The following is a 17,859-nucleotide window of genomic DNA, read 5'->3' on the forward strand; positions in this document are numbered from 1 at the left end:
ACTGGTCAAGCATCGGCTTGGCCGTCGGGCGGATCTGCGGCTGTCAGATCGAGACGGGCGGCGTCACGAAGGACCGCTTCCGCCGTGTCCGTATAGCTTCCGTCGGTCTTGTGCAAAGGCAGTCCGGCCAACAATCGCGTTGGCGTCAGCACGTTCTTGCGGGCCCGAACGAGCACCCGGCGCGCTGGCCGGCCGGGCTTTGGCCAAAGTGGATAGACAAGAAGCTCGCCGGCTTTGCCGTCAAATGCCGCCAGCAGCTTTTCCAAGCGATCGGCCCGTTGAATGAAAGTGACGCTGCCTTTGTCGCGCACCAGCAGCAGGGCCACGCGTACCCAGTCCGAAAGCTGGGCTTCTCCTTCCTGATCGGCGATCGCGCGCGTCCCTTTCGGCGAGGCCGTCGCCTTGCCCGCTTCCAGGTAGGGCGGATTGACCATCACATGATCAAAACTGCCCGGTGCAAATCGCGGCGGTAGCGACAAGATGTCGCCGACGACCGGTGTGAATCGCCCCGCCATGTTATTGGCGCGGGCGTTTGCCGATGCCAACCTGAAGAGCGCCCGCTGAATCTCCAGACCAACGACCCGCGCGCCCGGCACCCGCTGCAGCAAACATAGGGATGCAGCCCCGACTCCGCAGCCCAAATCGACCACGGACTGACCGTCCAGGGCCGGTACGGCCGCGGCTAGGAACACCGGGTCTATCGCCACGCGGTAGCCTTCCGCGGGCTGCTGCAGCAATACACGACCGCCGAGAAGACGGTCCGCAGTGACGGCGTCGGTCATCGCGTCGGCAACTCCTCGCCCGCCTCTTCCAGAATTCGCCGCGCCCGCAGATAGTCTTCATCCAGAACCATCAAACGGCGCTGAAGCATCGGCAGCGTTCCCTCCAGCGTGCTCATGTGCTGATCCAGAATGATAGCCTCGATGTCCGCGTCGGCGAGCAAAGCCTGCAACCATGATAGCTTGACAGGATCGTTGCTCCGAACGAGTTCCTTCATGTAGGAAGTGCCCCCAACTGCTGGCCGTGGATAAGCTTGACGCCTAAGCGTCTCGGCCTATGCTGCCAGCATTCATGCCGTTGCGCCAAGGGGCGCGATGATCTGACGTCATTCGAGAGGGAGAAATCGGCTTTGCCACTGGTTGCCGATGCCACTGAAAAGACTGGACAGACTGCCAACGGTGAGCCGTTGGGCGATCTGCGTCGCCTTGTCGAGCCAGACCTCAAGAAGGTCAATGCCACGATTTTGGAGCGGATGCAGTCGCCTGTCGCCCTTATCCCGCAGCTTGCCGGACACATCATCGCGGCCGGAGGTAAGCGTTTGCGGCCTATTCTTACGCTGGCCGCCGCCAGACTTTGCGGCTACGAAGGTGAAAGGCACATTGGACTTGCCGCCTGCGTGGAGTTCATACACACCGCCACACTGCTGCATGACGACGTCGTGGACGACAGCCATCTGCGTCGCGGGCTGGAGACCGCCAATGCGGTATGGGGAAACAAGGCCAGCGTCCTCGTCGGAGATTTTCTCTTCTCGCGCGCCTTTCAAATCATGGTGGCGGACGGATCGCTCAAGGTTCTGAAAATTCTATCGGACGCCTCGGCCGAAATTGCTGAAGGTGAGGTCGGTCAGTTACTGACTGCCAACAACACCGCGACCGACGAGACCGCCTATATGGATGTCATTTGCGCCAAGACCGCCGTACTTTTTGCCGCCGCGGCACAGGTCGGCGGGGTCGTTGCGGATGAGCCGGAGGAGCGAGAGCTTGCGTTGCGCAGCTTCGGCATGAACCTGGGTATTGCCTTCCAGCTCGTCGATGACGTGCTCGATTACTCTGCCGAACAGGCTGCCTTGGGCAAGACCGTCGGCGATGATTTCCGTGAGGGAAAAATCACCCTGCCAATCGTCCTGGCTTTCGCGCAGGGCGACGAGGCTGAGAAAGCTTTCTGGCGGCGCTGTCTGGAAGATCTGGAACAGACCGACCAGGATATTACCGAGGCCATACGGCTGATGCGCAAATACCGTGCGTTGGACGAGGCGATGGATCGAGCGCGGAGCTATGCGGATAAGGCTCGCCAAGCACTGGCACCCTTCCCCGACCGGCCGGAGAAGACAGCCCTTTTGGATTTGGCCGAATTCACCGTGGCGCGCCGCTTCTAATCAGCGCGCCACCCGTCGTCCCGTTTTTTACTGCATAACGATCTTGGGAGCCTGGCGACCGCCGCCTGCTTCTATTATCGGCTTGGCTTTTGCCCAAATCCGCTCGGCGATGGCCATGTAGGCCTTGGCTTGCGCGCCATCCGGGTCGGACACCACGACCGGGCGGCCACTATCCGAGGTCTCCCGAATCAGAATATCAAGCGGCATTTCGCCAAGGAACTCCATGCCCAGGCGCTCGGCTTCTCGCTTCGCGCCGCCATGACTGAAGATATGTGATTCATGGCCACAGTTCGGGCAAACGAAAACACTCATGTTCTCCACGATGCCCAGCACCGGCACATCGACCTTTCGGAACATGTTCAACCCCTTCTTGGCGTCGATCAGAGCAATATCCTGGGGCGTCGACACAATGACAGCGCCGGTTAGGGGAACCTGCTGAGCCATCGTCAACTGCGCGTCGCCGGTGCCCGGCGGCATGTCGACGACCAAAACATCCAGCTCGCCCCAGGCGACATCGCGCAACATCTGCTGCAAGGCGGACTGCACCATCGGGCCGCGCCAGATCATCGGCGTGTCCTCGGCCACCAAAAAACCCATCGACATGCATTTGACGCCATAATTTTCCATCGGCGTCAGAATTTTGCCGTCGGGCGAATTGGGCCGGCCGCTAATGCCCAGCATGCGCGGTTGCGAGGGGCCATAAATATCGGCGTCCAAAATACCGACGCTCAGACCCATCCTGGATAGCGCCAGCGCGATATTGGTCGTCGTGGTGGATTTGCCTACGCCACCCTTTCCGGACGCTACCGCGATTATGGAGCGGACGCCCGGAACCAAGGCGCGTGCCGCACCCGGCCCCGAGGCCTGCGCCGCGCCCGGTGCTTTAGGAGCATGTCCCGCGTGGGCGTGACCGGCATTTGCCTGGGCCGGCGCGGAATTGCCGGAAGGGCTCTCGCGATGGGCCGTCAAGACAGCGGTTACGGAGAGCACGCCGTCGAGCTTGGCAACTGCCTGCTCGGCTTCCTTGCGCAAAGGTTCAAGCTTTGGACCCTGCTTCGGGTCGACCTCTATGGCGAACCCGACGTTCCCATCCTTGATCACCAGCCCTGAGATCATCCCGGCTGAAACGATGTCGACGCCACCTTCGGGGCCTTTAACGCCTTTCAGCGTTTCCATGATTTGTTGCTCGGTAATCCCCGCCATCCTTGAAATCTCCATCTTCCTGCCGATATGCACCCTGGCCCGGTCAACGAACATCACGGATGTGATGGGTTGTTTGCCGCGCATGCCCTATATAGGGTTCCGGTGCGAAGTTGTGTAGCATGCACAACGATGGATAAAGCAGAATGGCGGAGTGCGACTTAATGCCCTGGCAGTCACAAGGCGGCGGAAGCGGAGGACCCTGGGGATCGGGTTCTGGAAATGGTGGTGGAAATCGGGGCAACAATCCCTGGGGCGGCGGCGGACGCGGCGGCCAACAACCACCCGATATCGAAGAATTGATCCGTAAAGGACAGGATCGAGTCCGTAGCCTGATTCCAGGTGGTTTCGGCGGTGGCACCGCCTTGATGGGAATTCTGGTCATCGGTGCTATTCTCTGGGCGCTTTCGGGCCTCTATCGCGTCCTTCCGGAACAGCAGGGCGTGGAGTTGAAGTTCGGGCGCTGGGACAATCAGATTACCCAGCCGGGCCTGCATTGGAACTTCCCCTATCCTCTGGGTCAGGTCTTCACGCCTTCGGTAGAGCGTATCGAGGCCATTGATATAGGTTTCCGCGCCGTTGCGGGACGTGACGGCGGCGGCGCCAAGAGAGATGTCGAGGAAGAAAGCCTGATGCTTACAGGCGACCAGAACATCATCGACATTGATTTTTCGGTGCAATGGAAAATCTCCAACGCCGGTGAGTTCCTGTTCAAGATTCGCGACCCTGAAGCGACGGTGAAGGTCGTGGCTGAAAGCGCCATGCGCGAAGTCATCGGCCAAACCGACATTCAGCCTGCATTGACCGAAGCGCGCGGCGACATTGAGCAGCGCACCAAAAACCTTCTGCAGCAGTTGCTGGACGATTATCAAGCCGGTATCGAGATCACCGAAGTGAAGTTGCAGAACGTGCAGCCTCCCGCACAGGTCATCGATGCCTTCAACGACGTGCAGCGCGCCCTACAGGACCGCGACAGGCAACGCAACGAAGCCGAGGCCTATCGCAATGATCTGTTGCCACGCGCCCGTGGCGATGCGCAGCAAATGCTGCAGGAAGCCCAAGGTTACCGTGAGCAGGTCATCAACGAGGCGCAGGGTGAAGCCCAGCGCTTCGTCGAGGTGTACGACGCTTACAAGGCCGCACCGGCGATCACCCGCCAGCGCATGTATCTAGAGACCATGCAGGACATCCTCGGCTCGACCGAGAAGGTCATTCTGGGTGAAGGCGCAGGGGGCGCAATTCAATATCTGCCGTTGGACCAGCTGCGTAAGGGTGCCCCAGGCGCTCCGCGGCAGGCTAACTGAGCGAAAAGGGTAAAGTGATATGAAAGGCAAGCTACCTCTCATTCTGGGCGTCATCGTGGTCCTTCTGGGCATCCTTGGCTCCAGCGCCCTCTTCGTGGTCGATGAAACCAAGCAGGTGATCGTGCTGCAGTTCGGTGATCCGAAACGTACGATTTCCGAGCCAGGGCTGAACGTGAAGGTTCCCTTCATACAGAACGTGATCTACTACGAAAAGCGGGTGCTGAATTTCGACCCGCCGGTCGAGCGCGTGATCCTGGCCGACCAGAAGCCTCTCAACGTCAACTCCTATGCGCGCTATCGGATTTCCAACCCGCTGCGCTTCTACCAGACGGTGACGACCGAGCAGGGATTGTCGCGCCAGCTCGGCCAGATCATCAACTCCTCGGTTCGAAGCGTGCTTGGTAATGTCAACTTGGCCAGCGTACTTTCCGAAGAGCGCACCAAAATCATGGCCGAGATCCGAACCAAGGTGAACACTCAGGCCGGACGTTTCGGGATCGACGTGGTCGACGTTCGAATCGGCCGCGCCGACTTGCCGGACGAAACCAGCAAGTCCGTCTTCGCCCGCATGCAGTCAGAACGCGAACGCGAGGCGGCCGAGTTTCGCGCAGAGGGCTTCGAACAGGCCCAACGCATCCGCGCCACGGCCGACCGTGAGGCGACCGTCATCCGGGCCGAGGCTAAACGGGAATCCGATATTCTACGCGGCCAAGGCGACGCACTGCGAACAACGACCCTGGCCAATGCCTACAGCACCGACCCGGAATTTTTCCGCTTTTTCCGTACCATGGAAGCCTACAAACAGTCGTTGCAGGGCACGAACAGCTATCTGGTTCTAGACCCGAAGCAGATGGAGTTCTTCAACTTCTTCGGCACCAGCGAAGAAGGTGTCCCGGCGGGGCAGTAAGAGGTAAATGGGGGCGAGCCACCGGTTCGCCCCTTAGCTCATCATGTGGCAAGAATTGCTCGTTGCACTTGGACTGGTAATGGTTATTGAGGGCCTGATGCTGGCCGCCTTTCCGCGTCTCGTGGAAAGAGCAGCCTTGCACCTTTCTACTCTGCCGGTCGAAGTTAGACGTGTTGGTGGAATCTTCGCCTTGGCGACAGGCGTGCTCTTAGTCTGGTTCGTACGTGGCTGAGCGCCATACCTTGTCGTTTTGCTGTTCCACAGCCACATTCTTGCCCAGATGCGGCTGCAGTATGGGAATCGATGCCGAGATACTTTCCCGCAGCGCTCAAAGGTCACCGAACCAGAGACAACCGAAAGAACGCGGCTTTCGTTGAGATACCAATTCGAAGGAGCAAGCAAGTCATGACCATAGCTCACGCATCCTCGCGCGCATCCGTTACCGGCCCGGGAGCATTGTTCCTGGCGCTGGCGCTGCTGCTGGTGCCTCTGCTCAGCGCGACCTCGGTCCATGCCCGAGGCACGCCGGAAAGTTTCGCCGATCTGGCAGAAAAGCTTTTGCCTTCGGTGGTCAACATTTCAACTACGCAAGCGGTGCCTGAAGGACAGGCGCAGAATTTTGAGGAGTTCTTCAAGGAGTTCTTCGAGCGCCGCGGCAGACCAGCGCCCGAGCGCCCGCGCCGCGCGCCCTCGGCTCTTGGATCCGGCTTCATTATCGATGCCAGCGGTTATGTTGTAACCAATAACCACGTGATCGAAGACGCCGAGGAGATAAAGGTTATCCTGCAGGATGATCGCACCTATGACGCGACGCTAATCGGGCGGGACGAGAAAACTGATCTGGCGTTGCTGAAGATCGAGCCGAAGGAACCGCTGCCCTCGGTTGATTGGGGCGATTCCGATGAACTGCGGATTGGCGACTGGATCATTGCCATCGGCAATCCCTTTGGCCTGGGCGGTACTGTGACGGCCGGTATTGTTTCGGCGCGCGCCCGCGACATTAACGCTGGCCCTTATGACGATTTCATTCAGTCGGATGCGGCAATCAACCGAGGCAACTCCGGCGGCCCAATGTTCAACATGGACGGCGAAGTTGTCGGTGTGAATACGGCGATTTTCTCTCCGTCCGGCGGTTCGGTCGGCATCGGTTTTGCCATTCCCTCGCAGCTTGCGCGGAATGTCATTCTGCAGCTGCGCGACAACGGCGAGGTCAAGCGCGGCTGGTTGGGCGTGCGCATTCAAACCGTCACCGACGAGCTTGCGGAAGGTCTCGGACTGGATGAGACCACGGGTGCGCTGGTGGCCTCGGTCACGCCGGAGGGCCCCGCCGCCGAGGCCGGTATCCGCCAAGGCGACGTAATCCTGCGTTTCAACGACAGGAAGGTCGAGGATATGCGCCGTCTTCCGCGCATGGTGGCCGAAACGCAGATCGGCAAGTCCGTGGACGTGGTCGTCTGGCGCGACAAGAAGGAAAAGGTGACCGTGCAGGTGATGCTGGGCGAGTTACCAAGCGATGACGAACTGGCGTCGCTGGAACCCACCCCCATGGGCGAAGGAAGTGATGGCGGCAAGGTCGAAGCGCTGGGTCTGACGCTCTCCGGCATCAACGGCGAACTACGGGCGCAGTTCGGTTTGCCCGATGACATCGAAGGCGTGGTGATTACCGATGTCGATCCCTCGGGCAACGCCGCCGAGAAGGGCTTGAAGCCCGGCGACGTGATCCTTGAAGTCGACCAGGACCCCATCGCCACACCCGATGAAGTGGCAAAGCGCATAACCCAATCCAAGGAAGAAGGTTACCGTGTCGTCACCTTGTTGGTGCTGCGCGACGGTGATCCAAGCTGGGTGGCTCTTCGCTTGGAGGAATAACCGCCACCGGCTAATTCAACTGCCTTTCAAAGCCCCCTGTCCCGAATGCTCGGCACAGGGGGTTTTTGCATTGGGGGGCGTCAAGAACCGGCGGCAGTTCGGCGCGGCTTTGGAGGCGCGGGCGGTTGCCCGACCACAGCCCATTCTTTCGAATTAGGAATCGTAGGAGATTGCGCTGTCGATCGGGATGGACAGGCGATCCCGCCCCTTGAGGAAGGCCAGTTCGATGATGCACGCCGCGCCGCGCACATCGGCACCGACATCGCGCAGCAGCTCCGTCGCGGCCGCTAACGTGCCGCCGGTTGCCAGAAGATCGTCCAGCAGAACGACCCTTTGACCCGGCTGGATGGCGCCTTTCTGTATTTCGATGGTATCGCTGCCATATTCCAGGTCATAGGTGTAAGGCTGGGTTGGGCCAGGCAACTTGCCTCGCTTGCGAACCATTATGAATCCAAGGCCCATGTATAGCGCCAGGGGCGCTGCCACCAAGAAACCACGCGATTCGATTCCGGCCAAAACGTCGGGCTTGTGGCGGGAAACCGCACCCGCAAGCAGCTCAACCGTCGCCTTCCAAGCCGCCGGATGCGCCAACAAGGGTGAGATGTCATAGAAAAGGATGCCCGGCTTTGGGAAATCAGGGACGTGGCCGATGTGGTCTTTGAGGTTCATGAGCGCTCCCGGGCGTCGGAAAGGATGGTTCGTCGGTTGTGAATGCAGGGGCTAATCTAGCCACCGGGAGTCTTTGACACAATCGCCGAAGCTCGTAAGCTTCGAGTCCTCAACGTTAAACCTCGCCGAGACCAGAAAGGCGCCTTTCGTCATGACCTATGTGTTTCACCGTCACACCAAGGCCAACTACCCCGTCGCCGTCGCTGGCGACGGTCCCTATGTCATCGACAGCACGGGCAAGCGCTATCTGGACGCATCGGGCGGCGCTGCTGTCTCTTGCCTGGGCCATAGCAACCGCCATGTGATCGAGGCGATCAAGGCCCAGCTCGACAAGATTCCCTACGCCCACACTTCCTTCTTCACGAACGAACCGACCGAACAACTTGCCCGGCATCTGATCGAAAGAGCCCCGGCAGGGTTGAACAAGGTCTACTTCCTTTCCGGCGGCTCGGAAGCCAACGAAACCGCCATGAAAGTGGCCCGGCAATACTTCGTTGAGAAAGGCGAACCTCAGCGCCGGCACTTCATTGCGCGCAATCAGAGCTATCACGGCAACACACTTGGCGCCCTGGCCGTCGGCGGCAATCCTGGACGACGCGAACTGTTTCAGCCGCTGTTGATCAACACCACCCACATCGACCCCTGCTACGCCTATCGTCACCAGCGCCAGGACGAAAGCATCGAGGCCTATAGCCTGCGCGCCGCCGACACGCTGGAGACAGCGATTTTGGAACTGGGGCCCGACAGCGTGATCGGTTTCCTGGCTGAAACCGTCGTCGGTGCGACCCTTGGCGCGGTGCCCCCCACACCTGGCTATTTCAAGCGCATTCGCGAGATTTGCGACAAGTACGGCGTGCTGTTGATCCTTGATGAAGTTATGAGTGGGATGGGACGGACAGGCACGCTCTACGCTTGCAAACAGGATGGAATCGCTCCCGATATCCTAACCTGCGCCAAGGGTTTGGGCGCCGGCTATCAGCCCATCGGCGCCTGTCTGGTCTCAGGCGCGATTTTCGATACCATCGAGCAAGGCAGCGGCTTTTTTCATCATGGCTTCACCTATATCGGCCATCCAACGGCCTGTGCTGGCGCCCTTGCGGTGCAACAGGTGATCGAACAAGAAGGCCTCCTCGCAAAAGTGCGCGACAAAGGGTCGGCCCTGACCGAACGCTTGACCCATGCCTTCGGTCAAAATCCTTACGTTGGCGACATTCGCGGGAGGGGTTACTTCCAGGGCATCGAACTGGTATCCGACCGCGACAGCAAAGAGCCCTTCGATCCCGCTCTCAAGATTTTCGCCAAGATCAAGGCCAAGGCCATGGAGAAGGGCCTGATGTGCTACCCAGGCGGCGGCACCGTCGATGGAAAGAAGGGCGACCACGTGCTGCTGGCTCCCCCGTTTATCTTGGAAGACAGCCATCTCGACGAGCTTATCGAGAAACTTTCCGCCAGTCTGTCCGAGGTGCTGCGCTCAGAAGGAATTTCGGGTTGATGACCCAGCCGACACCCGACTCCACCAGTCAAACCTGGGAGCCCTTGGTTCTAACCGTCGCCCCGAACGGCGCGCGCAAGACCAAACGCGACCACCCTGCCCTGCCAATCACTCCGGCGGAACTGGCGGCAGAAGCCGAAGCATCCCTGGCCGCCGGTGCGGCGATGATCCACCTGCATGTGCGTGATGCCGAAGACCAGCACAGCCTGGACCCAGGGCGCTATCGCGAGGCTATCGACGCCATACGCGAACGAGTCGGGAATAAGATCGTGATCCAGATGACGACCGAAGCGGTGGGCCGTTACAGCCCTGCCGAGCAGATGGCGTCGGTCCGTGCCGTGGAACCGGAAGCGGTCAGCTTGGCGGTACGGGAGTTTTTCTCCGACCCGAATCTGGAGAAGGACGCGGCTCGCTTCACTCACGAATTGGCCGAGCGCGGCGTCATGGCGCAATACATCGTCTATTCCGAGGAAGATCTGCAGTGGTTCAGCAGCCTGCGGGATACCGGCAAACTGCCGATCCAAGCGCAGTCCTTGCTGTTCGTTCTCGGCCGCTACACGGCTGGACAGCGGTCTGAGCCAAGCGATCTGTTGCCTTTCCTGCGCGCCAACAAACCAAACTATAGCTGGGCGCTGTGCGCCTTCGGCCCGAAAGAGGCAGCTTGCGCCGCGGCCGCAGCGACCCTTGGCGGCCATGCTCGGGTTGGGTTCGAGAACAACCTGCTTCTTTCAGACGGAACCCCGGCCCCCAACAATGCCGCGTTGATTGCGCAAGCGGTTGCAATCGCGCGCGCTATTGGTCGCCCGCTTGCCAGCGCAGATACTCTGAGAATGGCTGCCAAGACAGTGCCATAGAATCTCCCTTCTGATATTAGGGGTAGAATTCTGGCATAAGGTCCGCTTCAATAGGGCCAAGGCAAGGCGCGGCAAAAGCGCTGGCTGAACAGGGTAGTGAATTCACTGGGAGTACACTTGGAGGGCATCGCTTTGCGCGTTGCCTTTGTGGGTCTCTATTCCATTCGGTCTGCCGTGCGTCCTGCCAGGTCCCCTGGCATGGGGCTGTATTTAGCTCTATGCCATCGGTGCCAACGCGATACGAAACAAACAATCCGTGCGCCTTGGTAAAGAAGCGCTTCAGAGAGCAACCGAGGACGAAACAAAAGATTGGGAGATATAGTAATCATGAGGAAACTGGCATTCGCATCCTTGGCCCTGGCATTCGCTGCCGGCGCCTGGCTGGGTACCGGCACCCAGGAAGCAAAAGCCCAGAACCAGCAGTTCATTTCGATCGGCACAGGCGGTGTGACCGGCGTCTACTATCCCACGGGCGGCGCGATCTGCCGTTTGGTCAACCAGAACCGCAAGGAGCACGGCATTCGCTGTTCGGTGGAATCCACCGGCGGTTCGATTTACAACATCAACACCATCCGCACCGGTGAGCTTGAATTCGGTGTAGCCCAGTCCGACTGGCAGTATCATGCCTATCATGGCACCTCCAGCTTTGCGGACCAGGGCCCCTTCGAGAACCTGCGCGCGGTTTTCTCGGTGCACGCCGAGCCGGTCACGATCGTGGCTCGTAAGGATGCGGGCATTGCCAACATTACCGATATCAAAGGCAAGCGCCTGAACATCGGCAATGCCGGTTCCGGTACGCGTGGCACCTGGGAAGTGATCGAAGAAGCGTTGGGTTGGTCTCGTGACGACCTGGCTCTTGCCGCCGAGTTGAAGTCCGCCGAAACCGGACAAGCACTCTGCGACAACAAGATCGACGCCTACTTCTGGCTGGTGGGTCACCCCTCAGCGCTGACACAGGAAACCGTATCGACCTGCGATGCGATCCTTGTCAACGCCACCGGCGATGCGATCGATAAGCTGGTTGCTGACAATCCTTACTTCCGTCACGCGACGATCCCCGGCGGCATGTATTCGAGCAACGCCGAAGACGTGAACACCTTTGGTGTCGGCGCGACATTCGTATCTTCCGCCGACGTTCCCGATGAAGTCGTTTACGTGGTTGCCAAGGCTGTCATGTCGAACCTTGATGATTTCCGGAAGCTGCACCCCGCTTTCGAGCATCTGAAAGCGGAGGAAATGATCCGCGATGCACTATCCGCGCCGCTGCATGACGGTGCCGTCAAGGCCTACAAGGAGCTTGGACTGATGTAAGGTCCAGGAATGAGGGCGCCGGTTATATGATCGGCGTCCTCACTACCTGCTCTATTGGGCTTTGTTGCTGAGGCAGCGTGCCGCTGCGACGTTTTTCCGGGGGAACATCATGAGCGAACAATCGACTGACCGGACCACTGCCCCTGCCGTTGATCTGGAGGATCTTGTCGCCTCGACAGATACCGGCAACCGGCAGCCTACGGGTTTCGTCGCTCTTTTAATGACCCTGACCGCGCTAACCTGGTCGCTGTTTCAGCTTTACTACGCCTCTAACATCCCCTCGGTCATTCATAGCGTTTTCGGTATCAACCTGATCTTCAATTTGGACGATGCCCGCGTTATTCACGTCGCCTTTGCCCTCATGCTGGCGGCCATGTCTTATCCGCTCTTCAAGTCCTCACCACGCGATTCGATTCCCTGGTACGACTGGCTTCTGGGTCTCGCTGGTGTTGCCGCTTGTCTCTATCTTTTCGTGTTCAAGGATAACATCGCAGTGCGCGCCGGCCTGCCGACGACCGGCGACCTGGTGATGTCCAGCATCGGCATGGTGGTCCTGATGATCGCGGCCTATCGCGCGCTCGGACTGCCTTTGGTCATCGTCTCCTCCGTTTTCCTCGTCTACGTCTTCTTTGGCGACAAGAGCTTCATTCCCGATGTCATCCAGTGGAAGGGCGCCTCCTATGGCAAGGCCATGTGGCACTTCTGGATGCAGACCGAAGGCGTCTTTGGAATCGCGGCGGGTGTTTCCGCCTCGATGATCTTTCTATTCGTGCTGTTCGGGTCGCTTCTCGATAAGGGCGGCGCCGGAAACTACCTGATCAAGGTGGCTTTCGCCCTGCTCGGGCATCTGCGCGGCGGCCCGGCGAAAGCGGCTGTTGTTTCCTCGGCGATGACCGGCCTGATTTCCGGATCCTCTATCGCCAATACCGTCACCACCGGAACGTTTACCATCCCCCTCATGAAGCGGGTAGGATTCACCGCCGAGAAGGCGGGTGCGACCGAGGTGGCGTCGTCGGTAAACGGCCAGATCATGCCGCCCGTCATGGGTGCGGCGGCCTTCCTGATGATCGAATACGCAGGCGTGAGTTACCTGGAGGTTGTTCGCCACGCGGTACTGCCGGCATCGATTTCCTATATCGCCCTGCTTTACATCGTTCATCTGGAAGCTTTGAAAGCCGATATGAAGGGCCTGCCACGGCCCGGACCTGCGCGCACGGTCCTACAAAAGCTGACCGGAATGCTTGGCGGCTTTGTCGGCATCGGCGTGCTGGCAGCAGCGGTTTACTACGGACTTGGATGGATCAAGGTCGCCGCCGGCGATTCAACCTTTTACGTGGTAAGTCTTCTGTTTGTCGCAGTTTACGTCGCGCTGCTGTTCTTATCTTCACGCGTGCCGGATCTTGAGATCGACGATCCCAATTCCCCCGTCGTGGAGTTGCCGGAGGTCCGACCGACAGTGCTGTCCGGCCTTTATTATCTGCTTCCTATCGTAACGCTGGTCTGGTGCCTGATGCTGGAGCGCCTTTCTCCGGGCTTGTCCGCCTACTGGGCCACGATCGCCATGATCTTCATTTTGCTGACACAGCACCCTTTGAAGGCCCTGTTCCGTGGCCAACTGAATTTCCTCGCAGGCTTCAAACAGGGGGTATTGGAGCTCTACGAGGGGTTGCTGGCGGGCGCGCGCAATATGATTGGCATAGCGGTGGCTACCGCCATCGCCGGTATCATCGTCGGCACGATTTCCCTGACCGGCGCGCACCAAGTCGTCGGGACTTTCATCGAGTTCTTATCAGGCGGTAGCTTGATGGTCATGCTGGCCCTGGTCGCGGTATTCAGTTTGATCCTAGGCATGGGCTTGCCAACAACCGCAAACTATATCGTCGTCTCATCTCTAATGGCCGGCGTGGTGGTCGAGGTCGGCGCCCAAAATGGCCTGATCGTGCCCCTGATTGCGGTTCACCTTTTCGTTTTCTACTTCGGTATCATGGCGGATGTGACGCCGCCTGTCGGTCTTGCTTCTTTCGCGGCAGCGGCCATCTCAGGCGGCGATCCGATCAAGACCGGCGTGACGGCCTTTTACTATTCCTTGCGAACCGTGGCGCTGCCGTTCCTGTTCATCTTCAACACGGACTTGCTGCTGATCGACGTTACGGTGATCGAGGCAATCGCTGTCTTCATCGTGGCTACTTTCGCGATGCTCTTATTCGCGGCAGGCACTCAAGGTTACTTCTTTGCACGCAACAAGGTATGGGAAGCCGTCGCTTTGTTGGTCATTGCCTTCACGCTATTCCGGCCCGGATTCTGGCTTGATCTGCTGGAACCACCTTACGAACAGCGTCCGCCAACGGAAATCGCCGAAATAGCCGGCGCGGTCGAAGCTGGCGCGGAGCTGCGGCTGGTGATCGAAGGGCCGACCATCCGAAATCCGGACAAGGTTCAAAGCCTGCACTTCCTCCTGCCCATGGGCGACGCCGAACCGGATGGTGAGGCGCGTCTGGCCCGCGAGGACTTCGTTGTCATGATCGATGGCGACGATGTGGTTCTGGAAGAGCCTTTCCGTTTTGGACCCAGCGGCAGTGTGCCAGGGCAGAAACTTGCGGATTTCGATTTCTATGGAGACCCGCCCGTTAAGTTGGTCGCCATCGAGCTGGAGCGCGATCGCTTGCCCAAGGAGATCTTCTACATACCGGCATTGCTTCTCTTGGCGTTGGTCATCATGTTGCAGCGGCGACGCACTGACGTACCCGCTTTTTAAACGCAAACTGGGAGACAAGCATTGTACAAAGACATACTGCTTGCCGTCGACTTGGCCCACGAGAATACTCAGTCCAACGCGGTCGCCAGTGCTGTCGCCTTTGCGCAGCAGTTCGACGCCCGGCTTCATCTAATCACTGTGGTTCCGGATTTCGGGATGTCTATCGTCGGCGGATTTTTCCCGCCCGACTACGAGAAGAAGGTGCTTGAGAAAGCGAAGAATGATCTCCATTCCTTCTCTGGAAAAGCCATTCCGGAAGGCCTAGCCGTACAGCACATCGTTGGGCACGGTGCGGCCTACCGGGAAATCCTGCGCTATGCGGAGGAAACAAAGTGCGACCTTATCGTCATGGCCTCTCACCGACCGGAAGTTTCAGACCATCTGATCGGCCCCAACACAATGAAGGTCGTGGGGCACGCAAATTGCTCCGTCCTGGTGGTGCGCAGTTAACCCTTTGGTTCGCCATTTTCCTGACCGCCTTGGTGTTGGCGGCTTGCGCTGCGAAGTCGGACGATGTCTCCCTCCCGGAAACCATCAAAATTCCAGCCGGGCCATTCATCATTGGTTCGGACCGAACCGAGCGTGAAGCAGCCTATCAGCTGGACGAAGCGGCGTATGGCCATCAAAGAACCCGGCAATGGAAATGGTACGAGAATGAGCCGGATCGGCAGATACTAGAGCTACCGGCGTATGCCATCACGCGAGCACCCATAACCAAGGCTCAGTATGCAGCCTTTGTGGCGGCCAGCGAGCACCCGGCCCCCGACGTCGACCCAGACACATGGGCCGGCTACAAGCTGATTCATCCCTACGAACGAACGCGGCGGCATGCCTGGGGCGACGGCGGCTACCCTGCGGGGCGCGGCAACCACCCGGTGGTGTTAGTGACCCACGCCGACGCCATGGCTTACGCCGCTTGGCTTAGCCTGCGGACCGGCCAGAACTGGCGTCTGCCGAGCGAGGCTGAATGGGAGAAGGCGGCGCGCGGAACCGACGGGAGGCGCTTTCCTTGGGGCGACGTTTTTGATGCCAGTTTTCTCAACAGCCACGACGCCGGTCCCTTCGATACACTGCCGGTCGGGTCTTTTCCGCAAGGCGCCAGCCCTTTTGGGCTGTTGGATGCCGCCGGGCAGGTGTTCGAGTGGACCGCCACACCGGAACGGTCAGGCCGTTTCATCGTAAAGGGTGGCTCCTGGGACGATTCGGGCTGCGGCATCTGCCGGCCCGCCGCCAGGCACGGGCGGCCCGAAACCCTGAAGCATATCCTGATAGGCTTTCGGCTTGTGCGCTCTCACGATTAAGACAAAACAACGCGAGCCTCTTGCGTTTTCCCGCGAAGCTCATAGCCTGCGGAGGAATTGCGACAACCCGCCCCCCAAGCGGGAAGAAAGGTAGGGACCCGATGCGGAACGTGGAGATCGTCAGTAAGGCGGCCGTCACTGCAACAGTGGATTTTGACAAGCTTTCGGAAAAGGAACTCCGGCGCATGGCCGAAGCTGGCCATGAAGTGCTGAACGTGCACCGCGTACTCGCAAAGACGGGCGACAACGTCGTGGGCGAGTTGTTGCGCGACAACGGAACCTTCTATGAGTGGGATCACTATCCGCCGGGCGATGTCTATGACTCGGAGACTCATTCCCAGTACTACTACCACGCCCACCCCTTCGAAGAGCGTTTCGACCGGGAACACGGCCACCTCCACACCTTCCTGCGCCCAAAGGGCATGCCCAAGGGGATCAAACCGGCCGATGTTCCAGGCGCCAAGATGCCTAAAGACTCAAACGATAAGCTTAGCCACTTGATAGCGATATCCATGGATTCTGCCGGGCTCCCTTTCCGACTGTTCACGACCAACCGCTGGGTTACCGGCGAAGTCTGGTACAAGGCCGATGACGTGATTGCCATGCTGGGTTACTTCGAAATCGACCACACCCGCCCCTCCTGGCCCGTCAATCGCTGGATCACGGCCTTCCTGCAACTCTACAAGCCGCAGATATCGCAGTTGATCCGAGCGCGGGACCGCTTCGTCCAGGAGTGGCAATTGGAGCACCCCGGCGAGGATGTCTACGAGGACCGCAACCTTGAAGTCACCTCGATCATGGATATCAGTGTCGAGGGGCAAATCCAGGCAATCGGCCGGGCTCTGGAGAAGCGTAACGCCGCATGACGCCAGACACGTCGCGCTAGCAGTCTTCGCAAGGCTCAATCGGCAAGTCCCGCTTCAGCCAGCCGGGGCCATAGTTGGGATTGCCAAACATCCCCTCGGTGACGTTGTAGACATTCGTGAAGCCACGCTCCTGCAGCAATTTGTAGGCATAGGAGGAGCGCACGCCAGCGGCGCAAATCAGCCCAACCGGCCGATTTAGGTCGCCGTCACTCGCGGCGACGATCTTTTCCACGAAGGCAACGAATCCCTCAGGATCGTGAATCGTGACGGTACGCGCGGATTTCGGAATGCCGGTGTCCCGCCATTCGCGAGGCGACCGGACATCAACCAGCATCAGCGCGTTGCGGCCAATCATCTCGGCTGCTTTGTCCGCTTGCAGGTGACGCTGCTCGGCACTCTGTGCCCGCACGAAATCACCAACGGAGGGTCCTACCACGCCAAGCAGCAGAACAGCCACCGCCACACCAAGAAAACGGCGGCGACTGGCAAATAGTCCGTTCCTTCGCGCCAACCTCGTCATGCAGGCAATCTATGCCTATCCACAGTCGGTCACAAGAAACCCGCCCCATCTTCAAGCAGAAGTGAAAGGGTCGCGTTTGGAGCATCGGCAGCCAATCACCCTCCCCTGGTCGTTTCCCTTGCGCATGACCATAAGCTTGGCTATAACGCGGCTCGCCTGACGGGGAGTAGCTCAGCCTGGTAGAGCACTACGTTCGGGACGTAGGGGCCGGAGGTTCGAATCCTCTCTCCCCGACCAGTCTAGGCAGTTGAAGGGCCGCATCCTCGCAAGGGACGCGGCCCTTTTTGCATTTCCATCCCCCAGGCCGCGCCCGCCCCGCCACCATCTTCCAGCTTCCATTCACCGGCTGCCTCTTGCGGACTCCCACTAAGCTATTCCCACGCTTTTCTTTCGGGACAAAACGATACAAAAGTTAAATTGCTGTTTTCAAGTTTTCTACTATTTTTATAGACAATACAACAAGAGGCGCGACGGAAACTACTGTTCCGCGCCTCGGGCGCTCTTCCGTTGTTTTAGTTCCTTCAACGGGAGAGCGCTTTCATTTCTTCAATGGAGTGAGCCATGCAGTTTCCCTTCGGGCCGGACAGCGACGACGAGAATGACAAGAAAAACAAGAACGGTGGTGATCGGGAGAGAGGGAAGCGCGTAAACCCCCT

General features: G+C 59.2%; 17 protein-coding genes and 1 tRNA gene. 13 read left to right on the forward strand and 5 right to left on the reverse strand.

Features of this window, described 5'->3' with window-relative positions:
• Window positions 1-5 precede the first annotated feature (5 nt).
• Together FHR98_RS15975 and FHR98_RS15980 are read right to left on the reverse strand one after the other, a co-directional pair.
• Window positions 6-782, reverse strand: coding sequence for a tRNA1(Val) (adenine(37)-N6)-methyltransferase (locus FHR98_RS15975; RefSeq protein ID WP_183417737.1), 777 nt, complete (start codon window positions 780-782; stop codon window positions 6-8).
• Window positions 779-997, reverse strand: coding sequence for a putative signal transducing protein (locus FHR98_RS15980; RefSeq protein WP_183417738.1), 219 nt, complete (start codon window positions 995-997; stop codon window positions 779-781). Before FHR98_RS15980 ends, FHR98_RS15975 begins: the two co-directional genes overlap by 4 nt.
• Before the next feature lie 138 nt (window positions 998-1,135).
• Between FHR98_RS15980 and FHR98_RS15985 the strand changes: the two genes are divergently transcribed.
• A complete protein-coding gene (locus FHR98_RS15985; protein ID WP_437126642.1) occupies window positions 1,136-2,155 on the forward strand; it encodes a polyprenyl synthetase family protein in 1,020 nt (339 codons plus the stop codon).
• Window positions 2,156-2,182: 27 nt separating this feature from the next.
• On the opposite strand, the gene apbC is transcribed toward FHR98_RS15985, so the two are convergent.
• A complete protein-coding gene (gene apbC, locus FHR98_RS15990; RefSeq protein WP_183417759.1) occupies window positions 2,183-3,358 on the reverse strand; it encodes an iron-sulfur cluster carrier protein ApbC in 1,176 nt (391 codons plus the stop codon).
• 161 nt (window positions 3,359-3,519) lie between these two features.
• Here apbC and hflK point away from each other — a divergent pair, with 161 nt between their 5' ends.
• The 4 genes from hflK to FHR98_RS16010 all read left to right on the forward strand — a co-directional run bounded on the left by hflK (window position 3,520) and on the right by FHR98_RS16010 (window position 7,435).
• Window positions 3,520-4,659 (forward strand): FtsH protease activity modulator HflK, encoded by a 1,140-nt coding sequence (gene hflK, locus FHR98_RS15995; RefSeq protein WP_183417739.1) that lies wholly within the window; start codon window positions 3,520-3,522, stop codon window positions 4,657-4,659.
• A 19-nt stretch (window positions 4,660-4,678) separates the two neighbouring features.
• Window positions 4,679-5,566, forward strand: coding sequence for a protease modulator HflC (hflC, locus tag FHR98_RS16000; protein WP_183417740.1), 888 nt, complete (start codon window positions 4,679-4,681; stop codon window positions 5,564-5,566).
• Between the two features lie 43 nt (window positions 5,567-5,609).
• On the forward strand, window positions 5,610-5,798 hold the full coding sequence (locus FHR98_RS16005) for a DUF2065 domain-containing protein (protein ID WP_183417741.1): 189 nt from the start codon (window positions 5,610-5,612) through the stop codon (window positions 5,796-5,798).
• 173 nt (window positions 5,799-5,971) lie between these two features.
• Window positions 5,972-7,435 carry a DegQ family serine endoprotease gene (locus tag FHR98_RS16010; RefSeq protein WP_183417742.1) on the forward strand — a complete coding sequence of 488 codons (1,464 nt, stop codon included), beginning with the start codon at window positions 5,972-5,974 and terminating at the stop codon, window positions 7,433-7,435.
• A gap of 153 nt (window positions 7,436-7,588) precedes the next feature.
• Here FHR98_RS16010 and FHR98_RS16015 read toward each other — a convergent pair whose 3' ends face one another.
• Complete coding sequence (locus FHR98_RS16015) at window positions 7,589-8,104, reverse strand: adenine phosphoribosyltransferase (RefSeq protein WP_183417743.1); 516 nt, start codon at window positions 8,102-8,104, stop codon at window positions 7,589-7,591.
• 151 nt (window positions 8,105-8,255) lie between these two features.
• Between FHR98_RS16015 and FHR98_RS16020 the strand changes: the two genes are divergently transcribed.
• The 7 genes from FHR98_RS16020 (at window position 8,256) to FHR98_RS16050 (ending at window position 16,683) form a co-directional block, all read left to right on the forward strand.
• Window positions 8,256-9,596, forward strand: coding sequence for an aspartate aminotransferase family protein (locus tag FHR98_RS16020; RefSeq protein WP_183417744.1), 1,341 nt, complete (start codon window positions 8,256-8,258; stop codon window positions 9,594-9,596).
• The gene (locus FHR98_RS16025; RefSeq protein ID WP_183417745.1) at window positions 9,596-10,450 is read left to right on the forward strand and encodes a beta-keto acid cleavage family enzyme; all 855 of its coding nucleotides are present in this window, start codon (window positions 9,596-9,598) and stop codon (window positions 10,448-10,450) included. Before FHR98_RS16020 ends, FHR98_RS16025 begins: the two co-directional genes overlap by 1 nt.
• 327 nt (window positions 10,451-10,777) lie before the next feature.
• Entirely contained in the window at window positions 10,778-11,761 is a 984-nt protein-coding gene (locus tag FHR98_RS16030) for a TAXI family TRAP transporter solute-binding subunit (RefSeq protein ID WP_183417746.1), read from the forward strand.
• Window positions 11,762-11,870: 109 nt separating this feature from the next.
• A complete protein-coding gene (locus FHR98_RS16035; protein WP_183417747.1) occupies window positions 11,871-14,516 on the forward strand; it encodes a TRAP transporter permease in 2,646 nt (881 codons plus the stop codon).
• Window positions 14,517-14,537: 21 nt separating this feature from the next.
• Window positions 14,538-14,966 (forward strand): universal stress protein, encoded by a 429-nt coding sequence (locus tag FHR98_RS16040; RefSeq protein ID WP_183417748.1) that lies wholly within the window; start codon window positions 14,538-14,540, stop codon window positions 14,964-14,966.
• Window positions 14,939-15,817, forward strand: coding sequence for a formylglycine-generating enzyme family protein (locus FHR98_RS16045; RefSeq protein WP_183417749.1), 879 nt, complete (start codon window positions 14,939-14,941; stop codon window positions 15,815-15,817). The genes FHR98_RS16040 and FHR98_RS16045 overlap by 28 nt, the downstream gene beginning before the upstream one ends.
• A 101-nt stretch (window positions 15,818-15,918) precedes the next feature.
• Window positions 15,919-16,683, forward strand: a complete 765-nt coding sequence (locus FHR98_RS16050) for a DUF6969 family protein (protein WP_221205938.1) — start codon at window positions 15,919-15,921, stop codon at window positions 16,681-16,683.
• Window positions 16,684-16,699: 16 nt separating this feature from the next.
• Here the strand turns inward: FHR98_RS16050 and FHR98_RS16055 are convergent, their stop codons facing one another.
• Window positions 16,700-17,203, reverse strand: a complete 504-nt coding sequence (locus FHR98_RS16055; RefSeq protein WP_183417750.1) for a rhodanese-like domain-containing protein — start codon at window positions 17,201-17,203, stop codon at window positions 16,700-16,702.
• 160 nt (window positions 17,204-17,363) lie between these two features.
• Between FHR98_RS16055 and FHR98_RS16060 the strand changes: the two genes are divergently transcribed.
• Window positions 17,364-17,440, forward strand: a tRNA-Pro gene (locus FHR98_RS16060).
• Window positions 17,441-17,859 lie beyond the last annotated feature (419 nt).

This window comes from Limibacillus halophilus, from assembly GCF_014191775.1.
Lineage (GTDB): Bacteria > Pseudomonadota > Alphaproteobacteria > Kiloniellales > CECT-8803 > Limibacillus > Limibacillus halophilus.